11 protein-coding genes are annotated in these 18429 nt (G+C 43.0%); 1 reads left to right on the forward strand and 10 read right to left on the reverse strand.

Features of this window, described 5'->3' with window-relative positions:
• Nucleotides 1-40: 40 nt before the first annotated feature.
• Entirely contained in the window at nt 41-1426 is a 1386-nt protein-coding gene (locus tag K9M52_RS03050; RefSeq protein WP_224070596.1) for a TlpA family protein disulfide reductase, read from the reverse strand.
• 857 nt (nt 1427-2283) lie between these two features.
• On the opposite strand from K9M52_RS03050, the gene K9M52_RS03055 reads away from it, so the two are divergent.
• The gene (locus tag K9M52_RS03055) at nt 2284-2841 is read left to right on the forward strand and encodes a helix-turn-helix transcriptional regulator (RefSeq protein WP_224070597.1); all 558 of its coding nucleotides are present in this window, start codon (nt 2284-2286) and stop codon (nt 2839-2841) included.
• 208 nt (nt 2842-3049) lie between these two features.
• On the opposite strand, the gene K9M52_RS03060 is transcribed toward K9M52_RS03055, so the two are convergent.
• The 9 genes from K9M52_RS03060 to K9M52_RS03100 all read right to left on the reverse strand — a co-directional run bounded on the left by K9M52_RS03060 (nt 3050) and on the right by K9M52_RS03100 (nt 18403).
• Nucleotides 3050-4081, reverse strand: a complete 1032-nt coding sequence (locus K9M52_RS03060) for a LacI family DNA-binding transcriptional regulator (protein ID WP_224070598.1) — start codon at nt 4079-4081, stop codon at nt 3050-3052.
• 43 nt (nt 4082-4124) lie between these two features.
• A complete protein-coding gene (locus K9M52_RS03065; protein ID WP_224070599.1) occupies nt 4125-5984 on the reverse strand; it encodes a glycoside hydrolase family 97 protein in 1860 nt (619 codons plus the stop codon).
• An 11-nt stretch (nt 5985-5995) separates the two neighbouring features.
• A complete protein-coding gene (locus tag K9M52_RS03070) occupies nt 5996-7660 on the reverse strand; it encodes a hypothetical protein (RefSeq protein WP_224070600.1) in 1665 nt (554 codons plus the stop codon).
• Nucleotides 7661-7689: 29 nt separating this feature from the next.
• Nucleotides 7690-9345 carry a hypothetical protein gene (locus tag K9M52_RS03075; RefSeq protein ID WP_224070601.1) on the reverse strand — a complete coding sequence of 552 codons (1656 nt, stop codon included), beginning with the start codon at nt 9343-9345 and terminating at the stop codon, nt 7690-7692.
• Between the two features lie 6 nt (nt 9346-9351).
• On the reverse strand, nt 9352-11025 hold the full coding sequence (locus tag K9M52_RS03080; RefSeq protein WP_224070602.1) for a glycoside hydrolase family 43 protein: 1674 nt from the start codon (nt 11023-11025) through the stop codon (nt 9352-9354).
• 61 nt (nt 11026-11086) lie between these two features.
• Nucleotides 11087-13045, reverse strand: a complete 1959-nt coding sequence (locus K9M52_RS03085; protein ID WP_224070603.1) for a glycoside hydrolase family 127 protein — start codon at nt 13043-13045, stop codon at nt 11087-11089.
• Nucleotides 13046-13094: 49 nt separating this feature from the next.
• On the reverse strand, nt 13095-14339 hold the full coding sequence (locus K9M52_RS03090; protein WP_224070604.1) for a glycoside hydrolase family 88 protein: 1245 nt from the start codon (nt 14337-14339) through the stop codon (nt 13095-13097).
• A 57-nt stretch (nt 14340-14396) separates the two neighbouring features.
• Nucleotides 14397-16757, reverse strand: coding sequence for a heparinase II/III domain-containing protein (locus K9M52_RS03095; RefSeq protein WP_224070605.1), 2361 nt, complete (start codon nt 16755-16757; stop codon nt 14397-14399).
• 254 nt (nt 16758-17011) lie between these two features.
• Nucleotides 17012-18403, reverse strand: coding sequence for a sugar porter family MFS transporter (locus K9M52_RS03100; RefSeq protein WP_224070606.1), 1392 nt, complete (start codon nt 18401-18403; stop codon nt 17012-17014).
• Nucleotides 18404-18429 lie beyond the last annotated feature (26 nt).

Below are 18429 nucleotides of genomic sequence, written 5' to 3' on the forward strand. Positions count from 1 at the left end.
CAATTTTCTTTTAGTTTATTAGTTATAAATTAAATCGTTGCTAATCTGAAACCACAATCATATCCAGCTCCATTTGAGTTTTTCGCAGGCATAAGCCGTATAAATACAATGCCTGATTTATCTCTTTAATATCAAGGATATTTTTAATATTAAGATCGATATCTATATTTCGGTCTTTTAGATGACTCACAATAATGGGCGATACCCTTCGATTTGCGCCCCTGATATTAAAAAAATCAACTAATACGGAAAGAGGCCGATTTCTTATTTTAATCGGTTGTCCGCTGTCAGGATAAAAATTCGACTCCGCCTTGCCACCTTTTGATTTTAATGGAAGCATGTCTTTTCTAATCTGAACCAATTCATAACAGGCAACCTTGCGTTTTTGAATTCTAACTGACAGGCCCAAATGTGACCCAAAATCCAAAAAGATTCGAGCAACTCTAACTGAGTCAGAGATATCTGGTGGAAATGTAGCGCTATAACAATATGTGTTTAAAAGCGGCCAATCAATTTTTTCATTCTTAGTCTTTAATATTCTAGAGGAGTCCTGCACATTAAGAATTATTCTATTAGGATGGAATCTCCGGTGAAGCACAGCAAGCAAAAAAGGCAACGGCTCAAAATTGACATAAAATTCTTCCTTAAGCAGACTATCTTTACTGTATCTAACTCCCGAATAATTAATCGGTGCATTATCAATAAATCCGGTAAAAATTGATTTACCGTAGAGTCTTCCATTTAATACATAATTATCAATTCCTGCATTAATATCAAAAGTTACATAGTCGTCCTTTACGGGAAGATTCATATTTTTTCCAGCTATAAAAGAGTCAATATTGAAAGCAGAAACATACATCGAGCTTGTGATCGCTTTTATTTCTAACTCTTTACTAATCCATATTTCATGTGGGATCGTACGATATTTTATTAACTGATTCAAAATACTATCTTCAACAATAAATGTCAGATCGATATTCTTAACCTTAGAATTGCTTTTAAGAAACTCTTTGATACGTTTCTCTGATTCTCTAGTTATAACAAAAACTTTCAGGGAATCTCTGTATTTCCTTTGCATTGAATCTAAATGTGGTAACATCGCGATACAACTGCTACAGGTCGTCGCAAAGAAATCCAAAATGATTGGCTTATTGATATCACTTAGGTTCTCTTCATTTATCTCGTGCCCAAGCGTGTGAGAGATTGAGATATCCGGTAATCTATCTCCTACTTTAAACGTCCTTATCTGCCCTTTGGTTGAATAACAAAAGCCAAGCAAAAGAAAACATAAAATTAATCGCTGAAAATTTTCGCAATAATACCATTTAGCCCTCCGGCAGGCCCGGTAACTATCAACAAAAGAAGTTAGAATTTTATAAAAGCTGATAAGTCTTGATCGGCCCGTTAAACATAACTGGTTTTTCATGAAAATTGTGTTTAGAGTCAAAAATTATCTTGAATTTTATTCGCCAGGCAAGTTGGACTTTGGATTTTCTAATGAGCCTATTCCATATAGTATTAGGTTATTTTTTGAAGTAACCACAAATAAATATACTCGTCGCTAGATTTTAAATGATAAATACAAGCAAAAGCCGGCCATAGCAAATCTCATTAATAGATCTGCCATTCCATTTGAGGATGGAAAATAGGTTGTATCTTAGCAGTTGCAACACATTTAAGATTCGCCTTCAACCACCTCTAGAATAAACATGATTTAGAGGAGCTATGAGCCGGCAAACAGGTGAAATGACCTTTGGGTGAGCTAATTGCTCATCTTCGGGCTTTTTTCACCTATAAGTTTAGCAATCTTATTCTGGCGCACAAATAACGTTCTTTAAAATAGTTGTTTTGGCTGTATAAGGATGGAGGCATATTACACCCAAAAGACGAGGTGTTTTTACACTACAGAAAACGTAGGTAAAGACATTCCGATCCTTGAATAAAATAGGCAAACTCGCGATCATAGTTTAAAAAGTTGTTCAGCGAGTTCCTTTATGGGAAGGGAAAACAAAATGCGGGCAGCGCCCCCTGCCCCACTGTCAACGAGGTACGACCAAGCACCTTAGCCACAGTTTCCAGCAAGGGGACTACTACCCGCACCTCGCAAATATACGTAAGTGACGGGGTAATAGAATCCCCATGTGGCTCCGTGGCTTAAAAATGGTCGTTTTCGTTGACGGAACTCATTGAATGAGAGATATGACTCTCTGCATCAAAACAAAGGTAAGCATAAATATCGTAACTACAAAATTATAACATCGAAAATAAATTAAATAATTGAAGGTGGACGAAAACAACAGAGTCAGGGACTTAATAAAGAAATACCGAGCACATTTCAAGCTGTCACAACCAGATCTTGTAAAGCTTACCGATATTCGGCAAAGTACTTATAGAGGAATGGAAGAAGGCACTTCAATTGTTGATTTTGAAAGAACAAATAAGATTGCCAGTATATATGGACTTAAAGTGTGGGAATTCATCAACCCAGAGCAGGAAATTCCCGATTTTGAACATTTAGCTGCAAAAACAAAAAAGCTAATACGTTCCAAAGACACGAATAAAAACGGTGTAAAATATGCTAATCTTCAGCTTCCAAAGCACATTGAAATCGTTTTGAAATCAGGTAATCTACCACAAGAGTTTGCAGCCACTGATATTTGGGAACTATTACCTCCCGCAATCAAAGAGAAAATAAGCCCAATTAGAATAACGGACTCTTTAAAGAAAGGCGCTTTAAGGAAAAAAGTCGAAGACACAGGTAGAAAGCGTGGCCATCAGAAGTTATACAGATTAATAGAAGAGCTATCCAACAATAATATTGAACAGGGAGATAAAGAATAGGCAACATGTCACATTTGCCAAAATTAGATGCCGATTGAGCAGTTGGAAGCAGCATTCCGTTGTTCTGGTGCCTACAATTTCAGGCTGATCCTAGCTTAAAAATATATTGGACAATCAGATTACTCTCTGAAAAACGACACTTGGTTCCCAGGTCTTACAAAACCAACATCGGTCGTGTGTACCTGGTACATGTCCAGGTCCTAAATAATCAAACTATAGGGGCAGTGGAGGCTCGCTCCACCAGTGTTGCTGTAAGTCGAATGGATTTAGTTTTCACTAATCCATTAACGTCACTTTCTATTTGCTCCATTAAGGATTCAACAATACAATCAGCCATTTCCGTCAACGGCTGCACAATACTGGTGATTGCTGGGTTCATTAACTCGTAATAGGGACTTTCATCAAACCCAATAACGCCGATATCTTCAGGAATTTTCAAATCGAGCGCTTTAATAACCTGCAAACCGAGTAACGCGATGTAATTTGTTGAAAAAACGATCGAATCAATCTCTGGATTTGTTTGAAGGAACAATTTAATCTGGTCTTTAATAAGGTCGTTTGAAAGTTGATGATCTACTTCACAGATATAACTTTCTAATTGCCTGTGATATAGTGCATCTTCATACCCACGGCGACGGTCAATCATCTGAAATTGCGCGGATTCAATAGTAATAAGTGCAATATGCTTAAATCCTTTTTCAATCAGATGTCTTGTAGCCAATATCATACTGCTATAGTTTTCAATCATTACACTACTTGCACCCATTGATGTGACAGATCTGTCAAAAAACACAAGAGGACTATGTCCAAATATCTTCTGCATAATTTCTTCAGGCAACTCAGCAGGAGGGACGATAATATAGCCATCAACCTGTTGCTCCCAAAAAGTAGTCAATGCGTCAGCCGCATTACGATTGTCATTTTCAGTAGATGATAAAAGAATTCTGTACCCTAATCGTGCTACTTTTTGTTCAACCAAATGAGCGATACTGGCAAAGAAAGGATTGGAAATATCTTCAACCAACATACCGATTATCCTACTTCGCCCTGTTCTGAGGGACCTGGCAACTGCATTAGGCCTAAACCCTGATTTTTCAATATATTCAAGAATGGCCTTTCTGGTCTCTTCACTAATTCGACGTTCCCCAGTCTTTCCATTAAGTACGGAAGAAACGGTGCTTTTAGCGACGCCCAACTCTCTGGCTATATCAACAATGGATATTCTTTTCCCTTTCGTCATAGTCTCCGGTTTCAGTTGTCATTTCTCTCAATCAGAATATAAATCAGGACTCTGGCCTTAGTATCAGCGCACTCCCCTGTGCCCCTTTTATATGAATTTCCAGCTTATCCCCTTTTTTGAAGGTTCGTCTGCTTTTGATCAATTTACCATCAGATCCGTCCTTCCAGATTTCAGCATGATAGAGCTTTCCTGGCTGTAAAAAATCAAGGTTAATTTCTCCACGCCAGTCGGCAGGTCCTGCTGCATTTCCGATAAACCAGTCACCTCCCTTCCTTCTGGCTACACTAATATATTTACCGATCGCACCGGCCAGGTAATGGGTTTCATCCCATACCGTCGGCACATATTTAAAAAATTCAATATCCTGCTCACTCGTATAATCCTCCGGGCGGCCATACCAGAAAATGGCCTGCAATGGGCTAAAATAAACAACAGTCAGAGCTAGCTGCTGTGCCTTGCTTACTTTCAGGTTTTTACTAAAGCTATTTTTACTATTGGGATAACAAAACGTAAAATCTGCCGGGCCTGCTAAAAACCGGGTAAAAGGCAGAACGGTCGTATGAAAAGCATCCGGGCTATTTTCATCACCACGGATTCCTTCCTGCGTTAACCATCCAGGTATCAACCTACTCAACCCGGTAGGCTTGTAATTATCATGTACGTCTACAATCAATCCCGCATCGGTTACTTTTTTAACAGCTTTGACCAGCCACTGAATCCCCTTCTGACTTAATCCATCTACAAAGCCGAACTTAATACCGGCAACACCCCATTTTTTATACAAGGGGATGATATCATCCAGATAATTACGCAGGCCCACATAATTGACATAGAGTACAATCCCTATATTTTTAGATTTACCATAACTAATTACCTCGGGAATATTGAGTTTGTCAATATATTTTCTGGGGTCCGATGTAGAATTAAATTCCTTGCCATACCAGCCTGCATCAAACAAAACATACTGAAAATGATGCCTGGACGCAAAATCCACTGCCCGGATACCATCTTCTGTCGTTAATTGTGCTCTTATCAACTTTCCCGGGCGAACCCAAGAAGGTATCGTATCCTTGCTATTGCCGGTCAATCTGAGATAAAGGTCACTGTATGCATGTAAACCAATAGCAGTTGTTGAAATACTGATGGTCCTCCATGGAAACACAAAACCGGGAACCAGGCTAACAGCGGAATCATGCGTAAAAGCAATACATAAAGAATTCTCATTTTCCTTTTTTACCAGCTCCGCTTTGGTATAATCCCTGTTATCAGCCTCACCGATACTTATAAACAAATTCTTGCCATTAGTTAATGTCGCGGGAAAATCGCAACTTTTATTCATGCTATTCAAGTCAACCGGCGTAAAAACAGATTCCTGATTATATTGATAGATTGTCAAATCTTGGTCAAAATCAAAGCTGGTCTTTTCCGCAGTCACCTGTCCGATTGACTTGTTCATTGCTAATTCATAACGAAACGCGACCGATCCTTTATATACACGAACAGAAACGCTGTAGATAACATCTCTATCCCCGCAAGTGAATATGGCAGCATTATAATGATTTACAATACGGTCATTTTCTCCCAGCCGCCAGTAAAAGCTTTGATTACAGGAACTATAAGAGACATGCTTAATACCTGTATGCAACCCTACTTCTTTGTTCTGTAACATAAACCCGAGATCAGACCATCCCGTAACCTGGGCGTTTTCATAACGCACTCTATACTTTAGGCTCCCTTGCAATGTACATAACTCAAAAACGGTATTCCCATCTGGAGACGTTACCGAATGTATCTCAGCTTTGGCAGTCCGATCAGTAAAATTAGTGGCTGCAGCTCCTAGTTTAAATGTCAGTAGGAAAATAAATAACAGATAAATTAGTATGTTCTTACAATCCCTTCGCATGATAATTAATTTTATTTATGCAGATTAAATGAAAAAGCGACTTGCTTCGCCGTCTGAACTTTGGGTTCAACGGATGTACCGTATTGCCAGGCCACAACCGTAATTTTTATCGGCAGCCGACTCCTGGGTGGAATTTCAGTAAATATCAATGTACTACCCTTTATAACTGCCGGGCCTTCCCGTACAAAATAGTGAACCGGCAGGCCCGCACTCGAATGTCCATGAAGCTGGACGCTCGCGGTTCCGATTATCTGATCGGCAATAGGTACTATCTGTATACACTGAGGCTTTCCATCTTTATTTTCCAGGGGAATATTCATCTTCGACTGAAGCCCCACCGATTTAAAATTAAGATCACCTGGATGGGAGGCCAGAAACCAGGCTTCGAGATGGCCTCCCATAATGCGCATTCCCCTTTTGAACCGGACAGCAAAGCCTTTTGCAGAGAGGGCAACCTGCCCCCAAATAGGTTGAATTTTAATCGGAATCCCACTTTCAGGGTGCCGAAGCCTATGCCCCTTGGGCAGCTTAGTCCATTTTTCCGGCGCCCTGCTTCCGCCGGGTACAGTATCAGCAAATTTCGCAGACAGATCAAAACTAATTCCGTCCGCTTTAGGCTTAAATTTAAGATCTATTAACTGATGGGTATCTGTTAAAGGTACAACCTGATTATTTTGTACGTACTCGATAAACGCAGGCTTTTTGCCGCGCCCATCGGTTTCATAGGCAATCGTAGCCATCGCCATCTCTTCATCGAAAAACCAAAAAGCCTCAACCGGATCGCCTTTATACTGCCCAACTGGTGCCGGCATTGCATCAAAAGCGCTATCCCTTTTCCAACGGGGCACCAGCCAACCGGATTTTACCGGATCAACAGGCCGTAATCTGGGTGCTGCAGACAAAGGATATGTCTCAGGCAACCTATAATCGGCCGCTTTTTTAATATATAATGCCAGATATGCCACTTTCTTATCCGTCGAGGCAAAATGCCCTTCTCCCGGACAGGCCAACATACTTAGCGGCATTCTGGGATGTTCCGCTCTTTGCTTTAACCCTTCCGTCGCCCAGCTTTCCGCATTTTCATACTCCCCCATCGTTTCAAGAGATGGAATAAAATCAATATTCTGATGCTGAGTCCAAATGTCCGGTGCAAAAACCGGGTTCCGAAAATACGGCCATTGCCCGCTCACTGAAATAGCCGCAAGCGTCCTGCCTGGATTCCAGGCAGCAAAGTAATAAGGCCAGCTGGCGGCCGCCGAATGACCGAGGGTAACAACAGGCGCATATCGCAGTTCGGCGTATCCCGAAACCTCTGCAAGATCTTTAACCATCTGATTAAAAATATCTCCTGCGCCCTGATTAAATCTGAACAAATGATCAAAAAAGGGGGAAACCCAGACTTCCGCAAATCCAAGATCTGCCATTGCCCTTCTGAAAACAGGATTTTCCAGTATCATTTCCTCTTCCATATTATTCTGGGCAAGAATGAACCCTCTTATTTTCTCACAGTTTTCAGGAATCCACAGAAAAGCCCGTGAATTGGTATTATGATCCAAATGACCGTCTACCGCAACAGACCATTGCCATACAGCGTTCATGTCCGGCTGAGCCTTTACCGTATGAACGCTGGAAAATAAAGTTGCCAGCCAAAATGCACCAATACACATCGTTTTCATGTCGTGAGATTTTTTTGATATATACCAGTCTATTTCCTGATAAAAAATGACCGGGTTACTGAAAGTGCAGACTGTACAAAAGGCGACAAAGGCCTTCCCCATTGATATGCCCGGACAGTAATCTTTACCGGATATCGGCTTTTGACCGGAATCCTGGTAAAAATCACGTGATCCCCTTTTATATAAGCTGGACCAGCCAACACACTATATTGAACCGGTAAGCCGGCACTTGAAACGGCTTTCAACTGAACCGACCGGACATCTATTTTTTGATCATGTATCTCTGGAAAATCAATTTCTTGCTTTTCGCCCTGTGTCAGTCGCTTTGGAATGGTGACCTTTACCGGTTGTACTGCATGGCGATACTCTTTATTACCAGATACGGATTCCTCAATCCATATATCATCATACCCTCCCCTGCCAAAATGCACCCGGAAAGCCTGGGGGCCAGTCTGTATTGCAGGCCCCGATACAATTGAAAAGCGGACTCTTCCACCGGTATTGCCAAGCGGCTTACCCGCGCCAATCAATTCAGTGGGCACCTTGTTTAAAAATCCTGGTTTCAAATGAAAAGAGACTCCATCAGGATCGGGTATAAACCTGGCATCGGCATATCCCAGTTTAGTTACATTCAAGACCTTTCCACCCTGAATCACAGAGGGCATTTGTTTCTTCCGGGTATCGACATCTCCATTAAGCCTTTCTGCAGACTTTGCGGTCTCCTTATCAAAAAACCAATCCGCAACGTACTTATCTCCTTTAACTGCTTTATAAAATGCTAACTCTGGCTTACTGTCCGGAGCATTAGCAGACAACAGCCAACCTGACACAGGTGAGATTCTCCTTAACGCATTCCGATGACCACTTTTCCCTTCACTAATATGTGGAAGGCGATAATTACAAGCCTTATGAATAAATAAGGCCATAAACCTGGCCAGCTTTTCTGACCAGTCAAAATGCCCGCCGCCAGGCTCCACGACAATGCCGATCAAATTATTGCTATTGTTACTTCTAAGTGCCGCTGCCGCCGACCGCACCACCGATGGATAAAAATCTCGGTCTCCCGGTCTTCCATCTTTGTATTGCGGCCATTCTGTCGTCTGACCCAGCATATAGAGAACCGGAATGTTCTGAAAGTCAAAAGAATCAGGCAAAGGAATGGTTTTAATGGCTATGACAGCCAGAGTCCTTTCGGGCAATGCATTGGCAACATTCCAGGAAAAATGACCATGGGCAGAATGGCCCGTTGGAATCAAATAGGCGCGCGATATTTCAGAGTAACCGGACACTTTGGCAAAATCATTCAACATTTGAAGTAGCAATCCTTTCGAATTGCCAGACATATCCGCATTCAGGTTATTTGAACCAGATCCAGTAGCATATTTGTCGGCTGGGCCTACCCAGATAATACCTATGCCTTCTCTGGCAGCCATTTTACGTATGACAGGGTCTTCCAGCCATCTTCTTTCGGTCAGGTTATTCAGCGCAATCATAATCGCTTTAATGTCCCTGCAAGAAGGCGGGACCCACAGGTAAGCCTTGCTTTGCCCTACCGGTACACTATATTGATAAACATTTAGTCTGGGATCACTAACCGTTTGCGCACTAGCCTTCATCAACAAGCCTATGCTTATTAAGAGGAACGTCATATAAACCAAGCCATATTTCATGCTAATATCCTTCATGCATAACTATTTACTATCGGTACTTTCACGCTCCTGTAATGGATCAATCCTGAAGTAGTCAAAATCAGCATATCCACCTGTCCTCACACCAGAGCGGGAAGTACAGAAGAGTCCTACTTTAGCACCGATCCATAAATCGGGATGCGCTTTAAATGGTTTTCCGATGGAGCGAAAATGTTTTCCGTCTTCACTGTAACTAAATGAACAAACAGCATCTGGCCCATTTACATCCACCCTCATAAAAATGATAGAGTCTTTAACCTGCTGCTCATCCACAACAGTTTCTCTAGCCCCTTTTGGTCCTTCTCTGCAAACCACCTGATCAACGTAGAACTTATCTTCCTGCTTACGGACCGATATATAAGCGTAGCTGTCCCCCGAAATGATCAGTCCGGCTTTCTTACCTTGCCACTCATCAAATTCAATATTCCACTTGACCTTTGTCGTAGCGGAAAAGTCCGGTGCCGGAAATTTCTGCAGCAGTAAATTGGGCATGTCATACAGATTCTTCCCCGTATCAGAAGGATAGGCAAAAAGCCGAAGATATCCAGTGTTTTTTAATGCCACGGACCACTGGATTTCTGAATTGGCCTGCCATTGCCACTGCGGCCCGATGCCGCCGTCGTCAAACTCATCTGACTCCTGTGGTGTCTGAACCGCCGTTTCCCCTCTAATGAGCGGTTTTTTATATTCTGTAACCGGTTCTCCACAACCATCACCATCTTTGTCAATACCAATGATTGGCCAATCATCTTTCCAAACCATAGGCTCCAGTAAAGTCACCCTGCCATACGCACCCTTATCCTGAAAATGGACGAACCAGTCCTCACCGGAAGCAGTATGTACCCAGGCACCCTGATGTGGCCCATTGATACTTGATTTACCCTGTGCCATAACAATTTTTCTCTTATAGGGGCCATAAATGCTGCGTGATCTGAGCACCAGTTGCCAACCGGTACTGACACCGCCGGCGGGGCAGAAAATATAGTAATATCCGTTTCGCTTATATAGTTTCGGGCCTTCTACAGTCTTATCCAAATCATGGCCGTCGTAAACATGCCTACCCCCATCCACCACCTTCGTACCCTCACTGTTTAGCTGAAAAACCGTAATCAGGCTATTGACCCCTGCCCTGCTGGCTGCCCAGGCCACAGCCATATAGGCCTTTCCGTCATTATCCCATAATACGGACGGATCAATAATACCTTTTCCTTTTAAGACTAAAACCGGTGCCGACCAGGGACCTTCCGGACTCCTGGCCTTAATCATAAAAACACCATAATCCGGATCTGGATAATAGATATAAACCATTTCATTATGCCGGCTAAAGGACGGGGCCCAGACTCCTTTGCCATGCCTTACCGAACGATAATGATTTTCATCTGGCAGTCCAGGCAGCGCATGCGTAAGGAATGTCCAATTCACCAGATCCCTGGAATGCAAAATGGGTAGCCCGGGTGTACAGTTGAAACTGGAAGAGACCAGGTAATAATCATCTCCTATCCTCATAACATCTGGATCAGAGTAATCGGCAAATAAAATCGGATTCCTATAGGTACCGTCTCCATTATCAGCTGTCCAGACCCTGGAAACATATTTTTTTTGCGCCCTGCTGCTTTCAGAAACACACAACATCATTATTAAAGCTAAAAGCAATCCTGAGCTTCTCAATAATTTCATAGGATTCATTTTCATAAACTACTCTAGACTATCCAAACTATTACCGATTGACCGGCAACGCTTAATTCTCCAAATGCCAATAAACATTATAACGCTGCCTGTCCATATTAAACAAGGGATAAAACAAGATTGATTTACCGGTGACATCTTCCGCTGTTTTAAAAGTCAGAGGTTTCCCTTCTACCCGATCCAGCCAATCCTTTATGTCTTTTCCATGTGTAACCAGCTTATTTGAAACACTTGCGGGAACCTGATAATCGTACGTATAATAATCATTGTGCAAATGCGGATTGGAGAAAGGTGCCGGCGGTACGATATTCTCCGTTCCCAAAGCCCCTGCCAGCACAATGGGGCCATAAGTAACAGATATGATTTTAGGATTACCCGGTTCAGCAGTTGCTTTTAACTCCATAGGAAAATCAACTTCTATCTTATCTCCACCGCTCCATTTCCGGGTAAGTGTAATGTAACTGCCAGGTCTCCCCATTATTCTTACACGTTTTCCATTGATTTTAAGACTGGCACCTTCCCCCGCCCATCCCGGATACCGGATCCGAATGGTTAGTTTTTTCGGCTGAGCCATTGATAATACAATTTTAGAACGGCCGTTTTGAGGAAATCGGGTCCGCTGTGTTAGCTGAACTCCTTGCTTTTTCCAGTCTAGTACGGAAGACATAAATAAGTTCACGTAAAGGCTGTCAGCTTTATGATAATAGATACCTTCTCCATATTTAGCCTGATTCTCAAACCCCGTCCCCACGCAACACCAAAAGGAACTATCCGTCGTGCTGTATACTTTGTAGGCACCCGGCAGCATAGGTAGAAAATAAGACACCATGCCAGATAAGGTATCCTGTTGCCCCAATATGTGATTGTATAGCGCCTTTTCATAATAATCCGCCTGAGAAGCGTTCGCATCCAAGCAAAATAACTGACTGGTCAGCTTTAGCATATTATATACATTACAAGACTCTCCAGTATAACCGGTAAGATGCCCAACATTATCATCGGCATCGAAGAATTTTTCATGATCACTATTACTCCCTGTCGCAAAACTGTGACGATAGACCACTGTTTTCCAGAAAAACTCCGCCATTTCCTTATAATCCGACGTGCCACTCTGATCATAGTCCCGAACGATGCCGATGAGTTTTGGAATATAAGTGTTCGCATGCATGCCGGCCAGATTATCCACACCTGTTTTTAAGGGATCCAGTACCTTATCATGATAAAAAAAATCGCCAAGCCATTGATCCTTGGGATCAGCTGTCAGCTCATACAGGGCATAGAAGGCATCATTCATTCCTCCAAATTCATTGCCTAACATGACGGCCCGCCGGTCAGCGGACAAATTGTGAAGCTTATAATAAGCCCATCGGCTCATCTTCGTTGCGACCTCAAATGCTATTTGATTGTCACAATAGAGATATTGGTCTATTAGCCCAGCCATGATCTTATGAAGTACATACCATGGGGCCCAGACAGGCTTGCCGGCAATGCATCTGTCAATCAAATGCTCTGGAAAGGCACTTAGATAACCTGATTTGCCCAGTGCTGTCTGCACCGCTGCCAATCCTTTTACAAGACTGTCCGCTTTATTCCTATACTGCTCATTGCCCGTCGCAGCATAAAACATAGCGAGCGCTGAAAGAATATGTCCGGTTGAATGTCCCCGCAATTCACAATCCAGCGCCTCCCAACCCGCAAGTTTATCCACACTATCATATCCGCCTTCTTTCCCTGCATATAAACCTGCATTCGTTTTAAAACTGTGTAACAAGCGTTCTACAGATAGAGACATCAACCAGGCACTGGCCATATCCCGGTTTTCTGTAAACCTGGAGGGCAGCAACCTGACGTCCCTTAGATCGAAGGCATAGGCCTTAAAGCTGGCGCTCTCTCTCACCATTCTTTTAGCTGAAAACTGTCCTGGATATAGCGATTGACCATACAACTGACCAAAGGACAATACGCCAGCTATTATCAGGAATCGACTCAAGTGTAACATCTTCAATTTCATGGGATCTCTCTTAATTGTTTTATTCAATCAAACAAAAAAGTACAAGAAACTATAGGAGATTCTCTTTATTTTGTAATTTATGTAATCGGATTAATGCCTCCATATAATAGTAATCTGCGTAAATAATAGAAGCATTAATTTCACTACCTTCAGGCATATTTCCTGTACTGTGTAACAAAAAGGCATTATTAACGTTACGACTTTGATAACGCACAGAAGAAAGCTCCTTTAGCATAGCAACAGCCTTGTCATAATACTTTTCAGCAACAGTTTTATCCATAACATATCCAGAAAGCTCTAACAGTGCCGATGCAGTAATCGCTGCCGCCGACGCATCACGAGGTGCATCTGGAATGGAGGGATCATCAAAGTCCCAATAAGGAATTAAATCTTCAGGCAATCGTTTCAGATATACATCCGTCACTTTCCGGGCGAAATCCAGAAACTGCGGATCCTTTGTCTCCCGGTAGGTCATTGTATAACCATAGATAGCCCAGGCTTGACCTCGGGCCCACATACTGTTATCGGCATAGCCCTGATGCGTAATCGCCTTCACTTTTTCCCCGGTAGCGGTGTCATAAAGAACCACGTGGTAGGAGGAATAATCCGGCCGGAACTGATTTTTCATTGTTTTCAGGGCATGACTGACGGCTATATCATACAGGCGTTTAGCACCACCATTTTTTGACGCCCAGAATAATAATTCCAGATTCATCATATTGTCCATAATCGTATTATGGCGCAGGGGCCAGTCTGTCCCCTTTACTTTATGCGGCCAGGAGAGAATAGTCCCTACTTTGGAATTATAGAGCGTCGCCAGAGAATCGGCCGCACGAAGCAATACTGCTTTATAGTCTGTACTATCTGTAAGGCGATAGCCATTCCCCAGACTACAATAGAGTTCAAATCCCAGGTCATGCCCCTCTGGGGATCGGTCTGCCAGTGGAAAAAGCAGGCGGGAGTATCTATCAGCCGTCTGGAGCCATTTCCTATCCCTTGTATAGTCATAAGCGTACCATAAGATTCCAGGCCAGAAACCGCTACACCAGTCCCTATACCCCACGTAGTTCCATTCCTTCTGACCGGGTAGAATATTTCTTGGAATCTTACCACTGTCCGGCAGCTGACTTACCGATTTAGACAATTGCCCCAGACAGTAATTCAACTGATGATCTACGTCGAACCCGGGCCCAGGCTTGCAGGAGGACAGTGAAATCGTTCCGTATATTCCAAGAACCGTCAGCAATGTCCCAACCCTCTTCCATCTAATATAGTTATTTTTTATTTTCATCATATTACATTTCGGTTGTCGCTCTGTTCCAGAATACTAAGCTGACCAGCGTATTTATCGTTATTGATTCAAACCTTCTTCCCGAATGTCGATCATATGATCTTCCCCCAAGTGAAGGGCTGTTTGAACGCCATTTACCTTTAACCGCTTCACCCCGGCTCCCCTGAGTGACAGATCGATCAACGGCTGACCCTTAAGCTGCACATTTAAAGTCATTCCTGTTTTTTCGAAATAGGTGAAGACCTTAGAGAGCGAACTCAAAATAGGTTTGCCGTCCTTTCTCAGATAGCTGCCATTTGCAACAAAGCATGCCTTCATGGCGTCTGGATCCGCTTTGTCTGCACCTGCCGGAAAGCTCATGGCTGTGATATAGGCATCAGTCTCATACCCATTAATAGTTATGCTGCTGTTACGGTGCATCATTCGACCATCAGCCAGCAGATTGATATATACCTCTGTTTCGACACCGTCTTGCGTGATACGGAGTCCCAGATAATTATTGCCCTGGAAGCGTTTAATTTCAGGCAGATTAGTACGGCCAGCCGCAGCATTCGCGCCCGATGAGCCCGTAAACGTTTTGCGAACAGTGTTGGTACTGTCCAAGAGTACAATAGCATTGACAAACTTAGCCCGGTCTGTTTTCTGCGGAGCGGACAACACATAATAAGGAATTTTCACATTGGTTGTTCTATCCTTTATACCGTAATCAATCCGGTATCTTAATTTCTCCGGAAAGTCATGCGGATAACCCAGCGGCAAAGTTTCCGGATATAAAGGACGGAATAAGACACCCGCATTTCCTTTTGTAATTTCCAGGTCGGGGCCCCGCTTAACAGCCGTATCCGCATAATGCAGTAGAAAATCGAACTGACCTATGTCATATGTATGCACATCGTCAATAATCAAAATAACGTCCCCGATCCACAGAAAGTTCCGGTAATTCCTAAGAAAGTTCCTGGAGGTAGGCCCTGTGGCATCAGCCAGTACGTATTTCAGGTCACCGCCATCCAGCAAATCATAGACATGACCCGGATTTTTAACCGCATGATACTGATCCTGTGGATCCTGGGCCACTCCATTGAACATCATCACATTATGGGCCCGGCTTGTAACAAAATAATCACTGTAAGCGTCGTTACCATAGCCTACATCACCGCCATCGATCAGCAGGTTCTCCCCATTATGATAAAGTACAAAGGAGCCGGCATCCGCATGGGCATGATTCCAGGTATAGCCACACTTCACCCCCAAGAAAGTAGCATCCGGCTTCCAGCTGTTACGAAGCATGGCCCAGCCCATCGTAGGATAGATGGCGGACGGCGCCAGGGCAGGCAGTTCCGGTGCATCCGACAGGTCCGGGCTATATAATAATCCAAAAGGATTTCCGGTATTGATCCCCTCTCTAAAATTGTCATCAGCCACTTGTTTCAAATACCACTTATACTCAGGTTTACCAAGACCCAGCGCGATTAACACAGCGGCAGGCTTGCCACCATTGGCAAAATCGTTACCATCGCCAAAATTGAGACTCATCATCCGGCCATTTCTTACATAAGCACTCTCGATGAACCAGTCAACTGATTTCTGTAACAGACCGTCATAAGACTTTTGAACCTCCCCAAGACTATTTGTCCATGCCAGGCGAAACTGCAGATACTCCGAAATGGCGTAATTAGCATAATTAATGCTTTCATAGAACCCGCCATTCACATCAAAGCTTTTAATCTTATTCTCCAGAACACTGCCGTTAAAATAGAAAAACTGATCACTGACGTCCATAATCTGCTGAGCCCATTTCTTAGCTTCAGGCACCTCGTCCATTATCGCCAGACAGCAATTCCCCGCACCGAAAACAATAGCAGCCCACCAGTTATGACCCATGTTATTCAAAGACTGTATACGTTTATCCTTGCTTAGCCATTCATCCAGTACCGGTTCAATACCCAGTTTGACAATCTTTTTGGCTATGGATTTACGTTCATCCGGCGTCAAGTAATTATATATCCCGTCAAAGGTAACCGAGGCCATCCATCCCTTGTGACTGGTACCCAGTCCCGCATGCCACACAGGTCTGCGGTCATCCATTAAATCCCAATAAGGCTGATTAACAAGGTCGGTCAACAAAATTTTAGCCCGTTTCGCATACCGGTCGTCGCCTGTCATCACATAGGCAAAAGAAAGATCTTCAATATTGCCACCCTTGGGTTTTGCAAGAGCTTCATCACAGCTACGTAAAATGTGGTTCCAACTCCTGGAAAAAACCGTATCAGCTTTAATCCGGTGCTTAAGCGCATTTACCCTTTTAGCCGTATAGAACAAATAAGGATGCGTATTCCTGCCATACAAAATTGAACCACAAGTCATGCCCAAAAACAAGACGAGGGCTGTAACAGTGCACTTTACATTAAAATATCTTTTCATTTTACACGTTTTAAACTTATAGTTTCCCGCCTACATAATTGTAAAACCCAGCATTAATAGCGCTATTGACAAAATCCAAAAAATACGGCAGCTATGCGCTAAATCCCTACAGTTGTTTCACACTACTTAAATGACCCCAGCCCCGGGAAGAACAAACCCTCCACGAAAGCACGCCTGACACTGCCATTTCGGTTCTATTCCTGACGTCGACAGGGACAGAAGTAATGCTGAACCATATATCGACCGGTAACATGTCATTCATTAATTAACTTTTGTTCAAGTACTTCAAGCGATACACCTTTGGTTTCCGGCACTTTCGTAAGCACCCAGATCAGTTGCAAAACCATCATAAAGGCGAAAAAAGCGAATATGGGCCAGGGATTATCCTTAAATACACCATTGTCCCCGTCCAGGAAAACAGGTGTGATCAGCGTAATAATAGCCGCACAGATCCAGTGTATACTTGCTCCAAATGACTGGCCTAATGCCCGGACTTTATTGGGGAATATCTCGGAAATAAAGACCCAGATAACTGCGCCCTGGCCCACCGCGTGTGCTGCAATAAAAAGCAATAAAAAGCTTAAAAGAAATGAGGAAGAACTGTGGCTGTAAAAAGCAAAAGCCACCATGATCAGACTTAGAATATACCCCAGTGAGCCGATAACCAGCAAAAATTTTCTTCCAATACGGTCAATAAAATAGAGGCCTACAAAGGTAAAAATCAAATTGGTTCCTCCAATAGCAATTGAGTTGAACAAAGAGTCTTTTGCGGCCAGTCCCGCCCGCTCCAGGATCTCCGGAGCATAATACAGGATGAAATTGATACCAGACCACTGATTAAAAAAAGCGACGAAGAAAGCCAGCCATATTACTCTTCTGTATTTTTTACTAAAAAAACCGGCTGATTTTCCTTTTTGCGTTTCATCTTCTATTCCCTTTTTAATTGACAGGATCTCTTCCTTCGCATCCTGGACACCAATCTTTATAAGTACCGTCTCTGCAGTTGCTTCATCATTTTTACGAGCGATCAGCCAACGGGGGCTTTCAGGAATGATAAATACCAACAGGGTATAAATCAAAGACGGAATTGCCATAACCCCCAGCATCCACCGCCAGTCATTATGCCCGCCGACACCTTTCAAAAAGTAATTTGAAAGATAAGCTACCAGTATCGCAAATACGATATTAAACTGATACATAGCTCCCAGCCTACCTCTAGACTTCGGTGTCGCAATCTCAGAAATATAAGTCGGCGCTGCAATTGAAGAAACACCGATACCTACCCCGCCGACAAAGCGAAAAAAGGAAAAGACGTAAGGATCCGGGGCCAACGCCGAACCAACGGCCGATATGCTAAACAGGATACCGACCCACAAAAGGACTTTCTTCCGTCCATACTTTTCAGTCGGCCTGCCTCCAAAAATAGCACCGATAACGGTTCCCCAAAGAGCCATTGACATAATAAAAAATCCATGAAACCAGGGAGATGTATGCCAAAGTTCTCTAATAGGCAGGTTCGCCCCTGAAATCACCACCGTATCAAAGCCAAATATAAAACCGGCCAGTGCCGCAATAATGGATATACCAAAAAGCGCTTTGCCTCCATTTGCCCTGATCTCCAGATTCATTCTATTTTCGATTTGCATAAGCAAATTTTTTACAGATTATTTAT

The organism is Arachidicoccus terrestris (assembly GCF_020042345.1).
GTDB lineage: Bacteria > Bacteroidota > Bacteroidia > Chitinophagales > Chitinophagaceae > Arachidicoccus > Arachidicoccus terrestris.

Coding starts and splice junctions, on each gene's coding strand:
- K9M52_RS03100 (WP_224070606.1), bottom strand. CDS start 18,403: ATGCAAATCGAAAATAGAATGAATCTGGAGATCAGGGCAAATGGAGGC.
- K9M52_RS03070 (WP_224070600.1), bottom strand. CDS start 7,660: ATGAAAACGATGTGTATTGGTGCATTTTGGCTGGCAACTTTATTTTCC.
- K9M52_RS03060 (WP_224070598.1), bottom strand. CDS start 4,081: ATGACGAAAGGGAAAAGAATATCCATTGTTGATATAGCCAGAGAGTTG.
- K9M52_RS03090 (WP_224070604.1), bottom strand. CDS start 14,339: ATGATGAAAATAAAAAATAACTATATTAGATGGAAGAGGGTTGGGACA.
- K9M52_RS03095 (WP_224070605.1), bottom strand. CDS start 16,757: ATGAAAAGATATTTTAATGTAAAGTGCACTGTTACAGCCCTCGTCTTG.
- K9M52_RS03065 (WP_224070599.1), bottom strand. CDS start 5,984: ATGCGAAGGGATTGTAAGAACATACTAATTTATCTGTTATTTATTTTC.
- K9M52_RS03080 (WP_224070602.1), bottom strand. CDS start 11,025: ATGAAATTATTGAGAAGCTCAGGATTGCTTTTAGCTTTAATAATGATG.
- K9M52_RS03050 (WP_224070596.1), bottom strand. CDS start 1,426: ATGAAAAACCAGTTATGTTTAACGGGCCGATCAAGACTTATCAGCTTT.
- K9M52_RS03085 (WP_224070603.1), bottom strand. CDS start 13,045: ATGAAATTGAAGATGTTACACTTGAGTCGATTCCTGATAATAGCTGGC.
- K9M52_RS03075 (WP_224070601.1), bottom strand. CDS start 9,345: ATGAAGGATATTAGCATGAAATATGGCTTGGTTTATATGACGTTCCTC.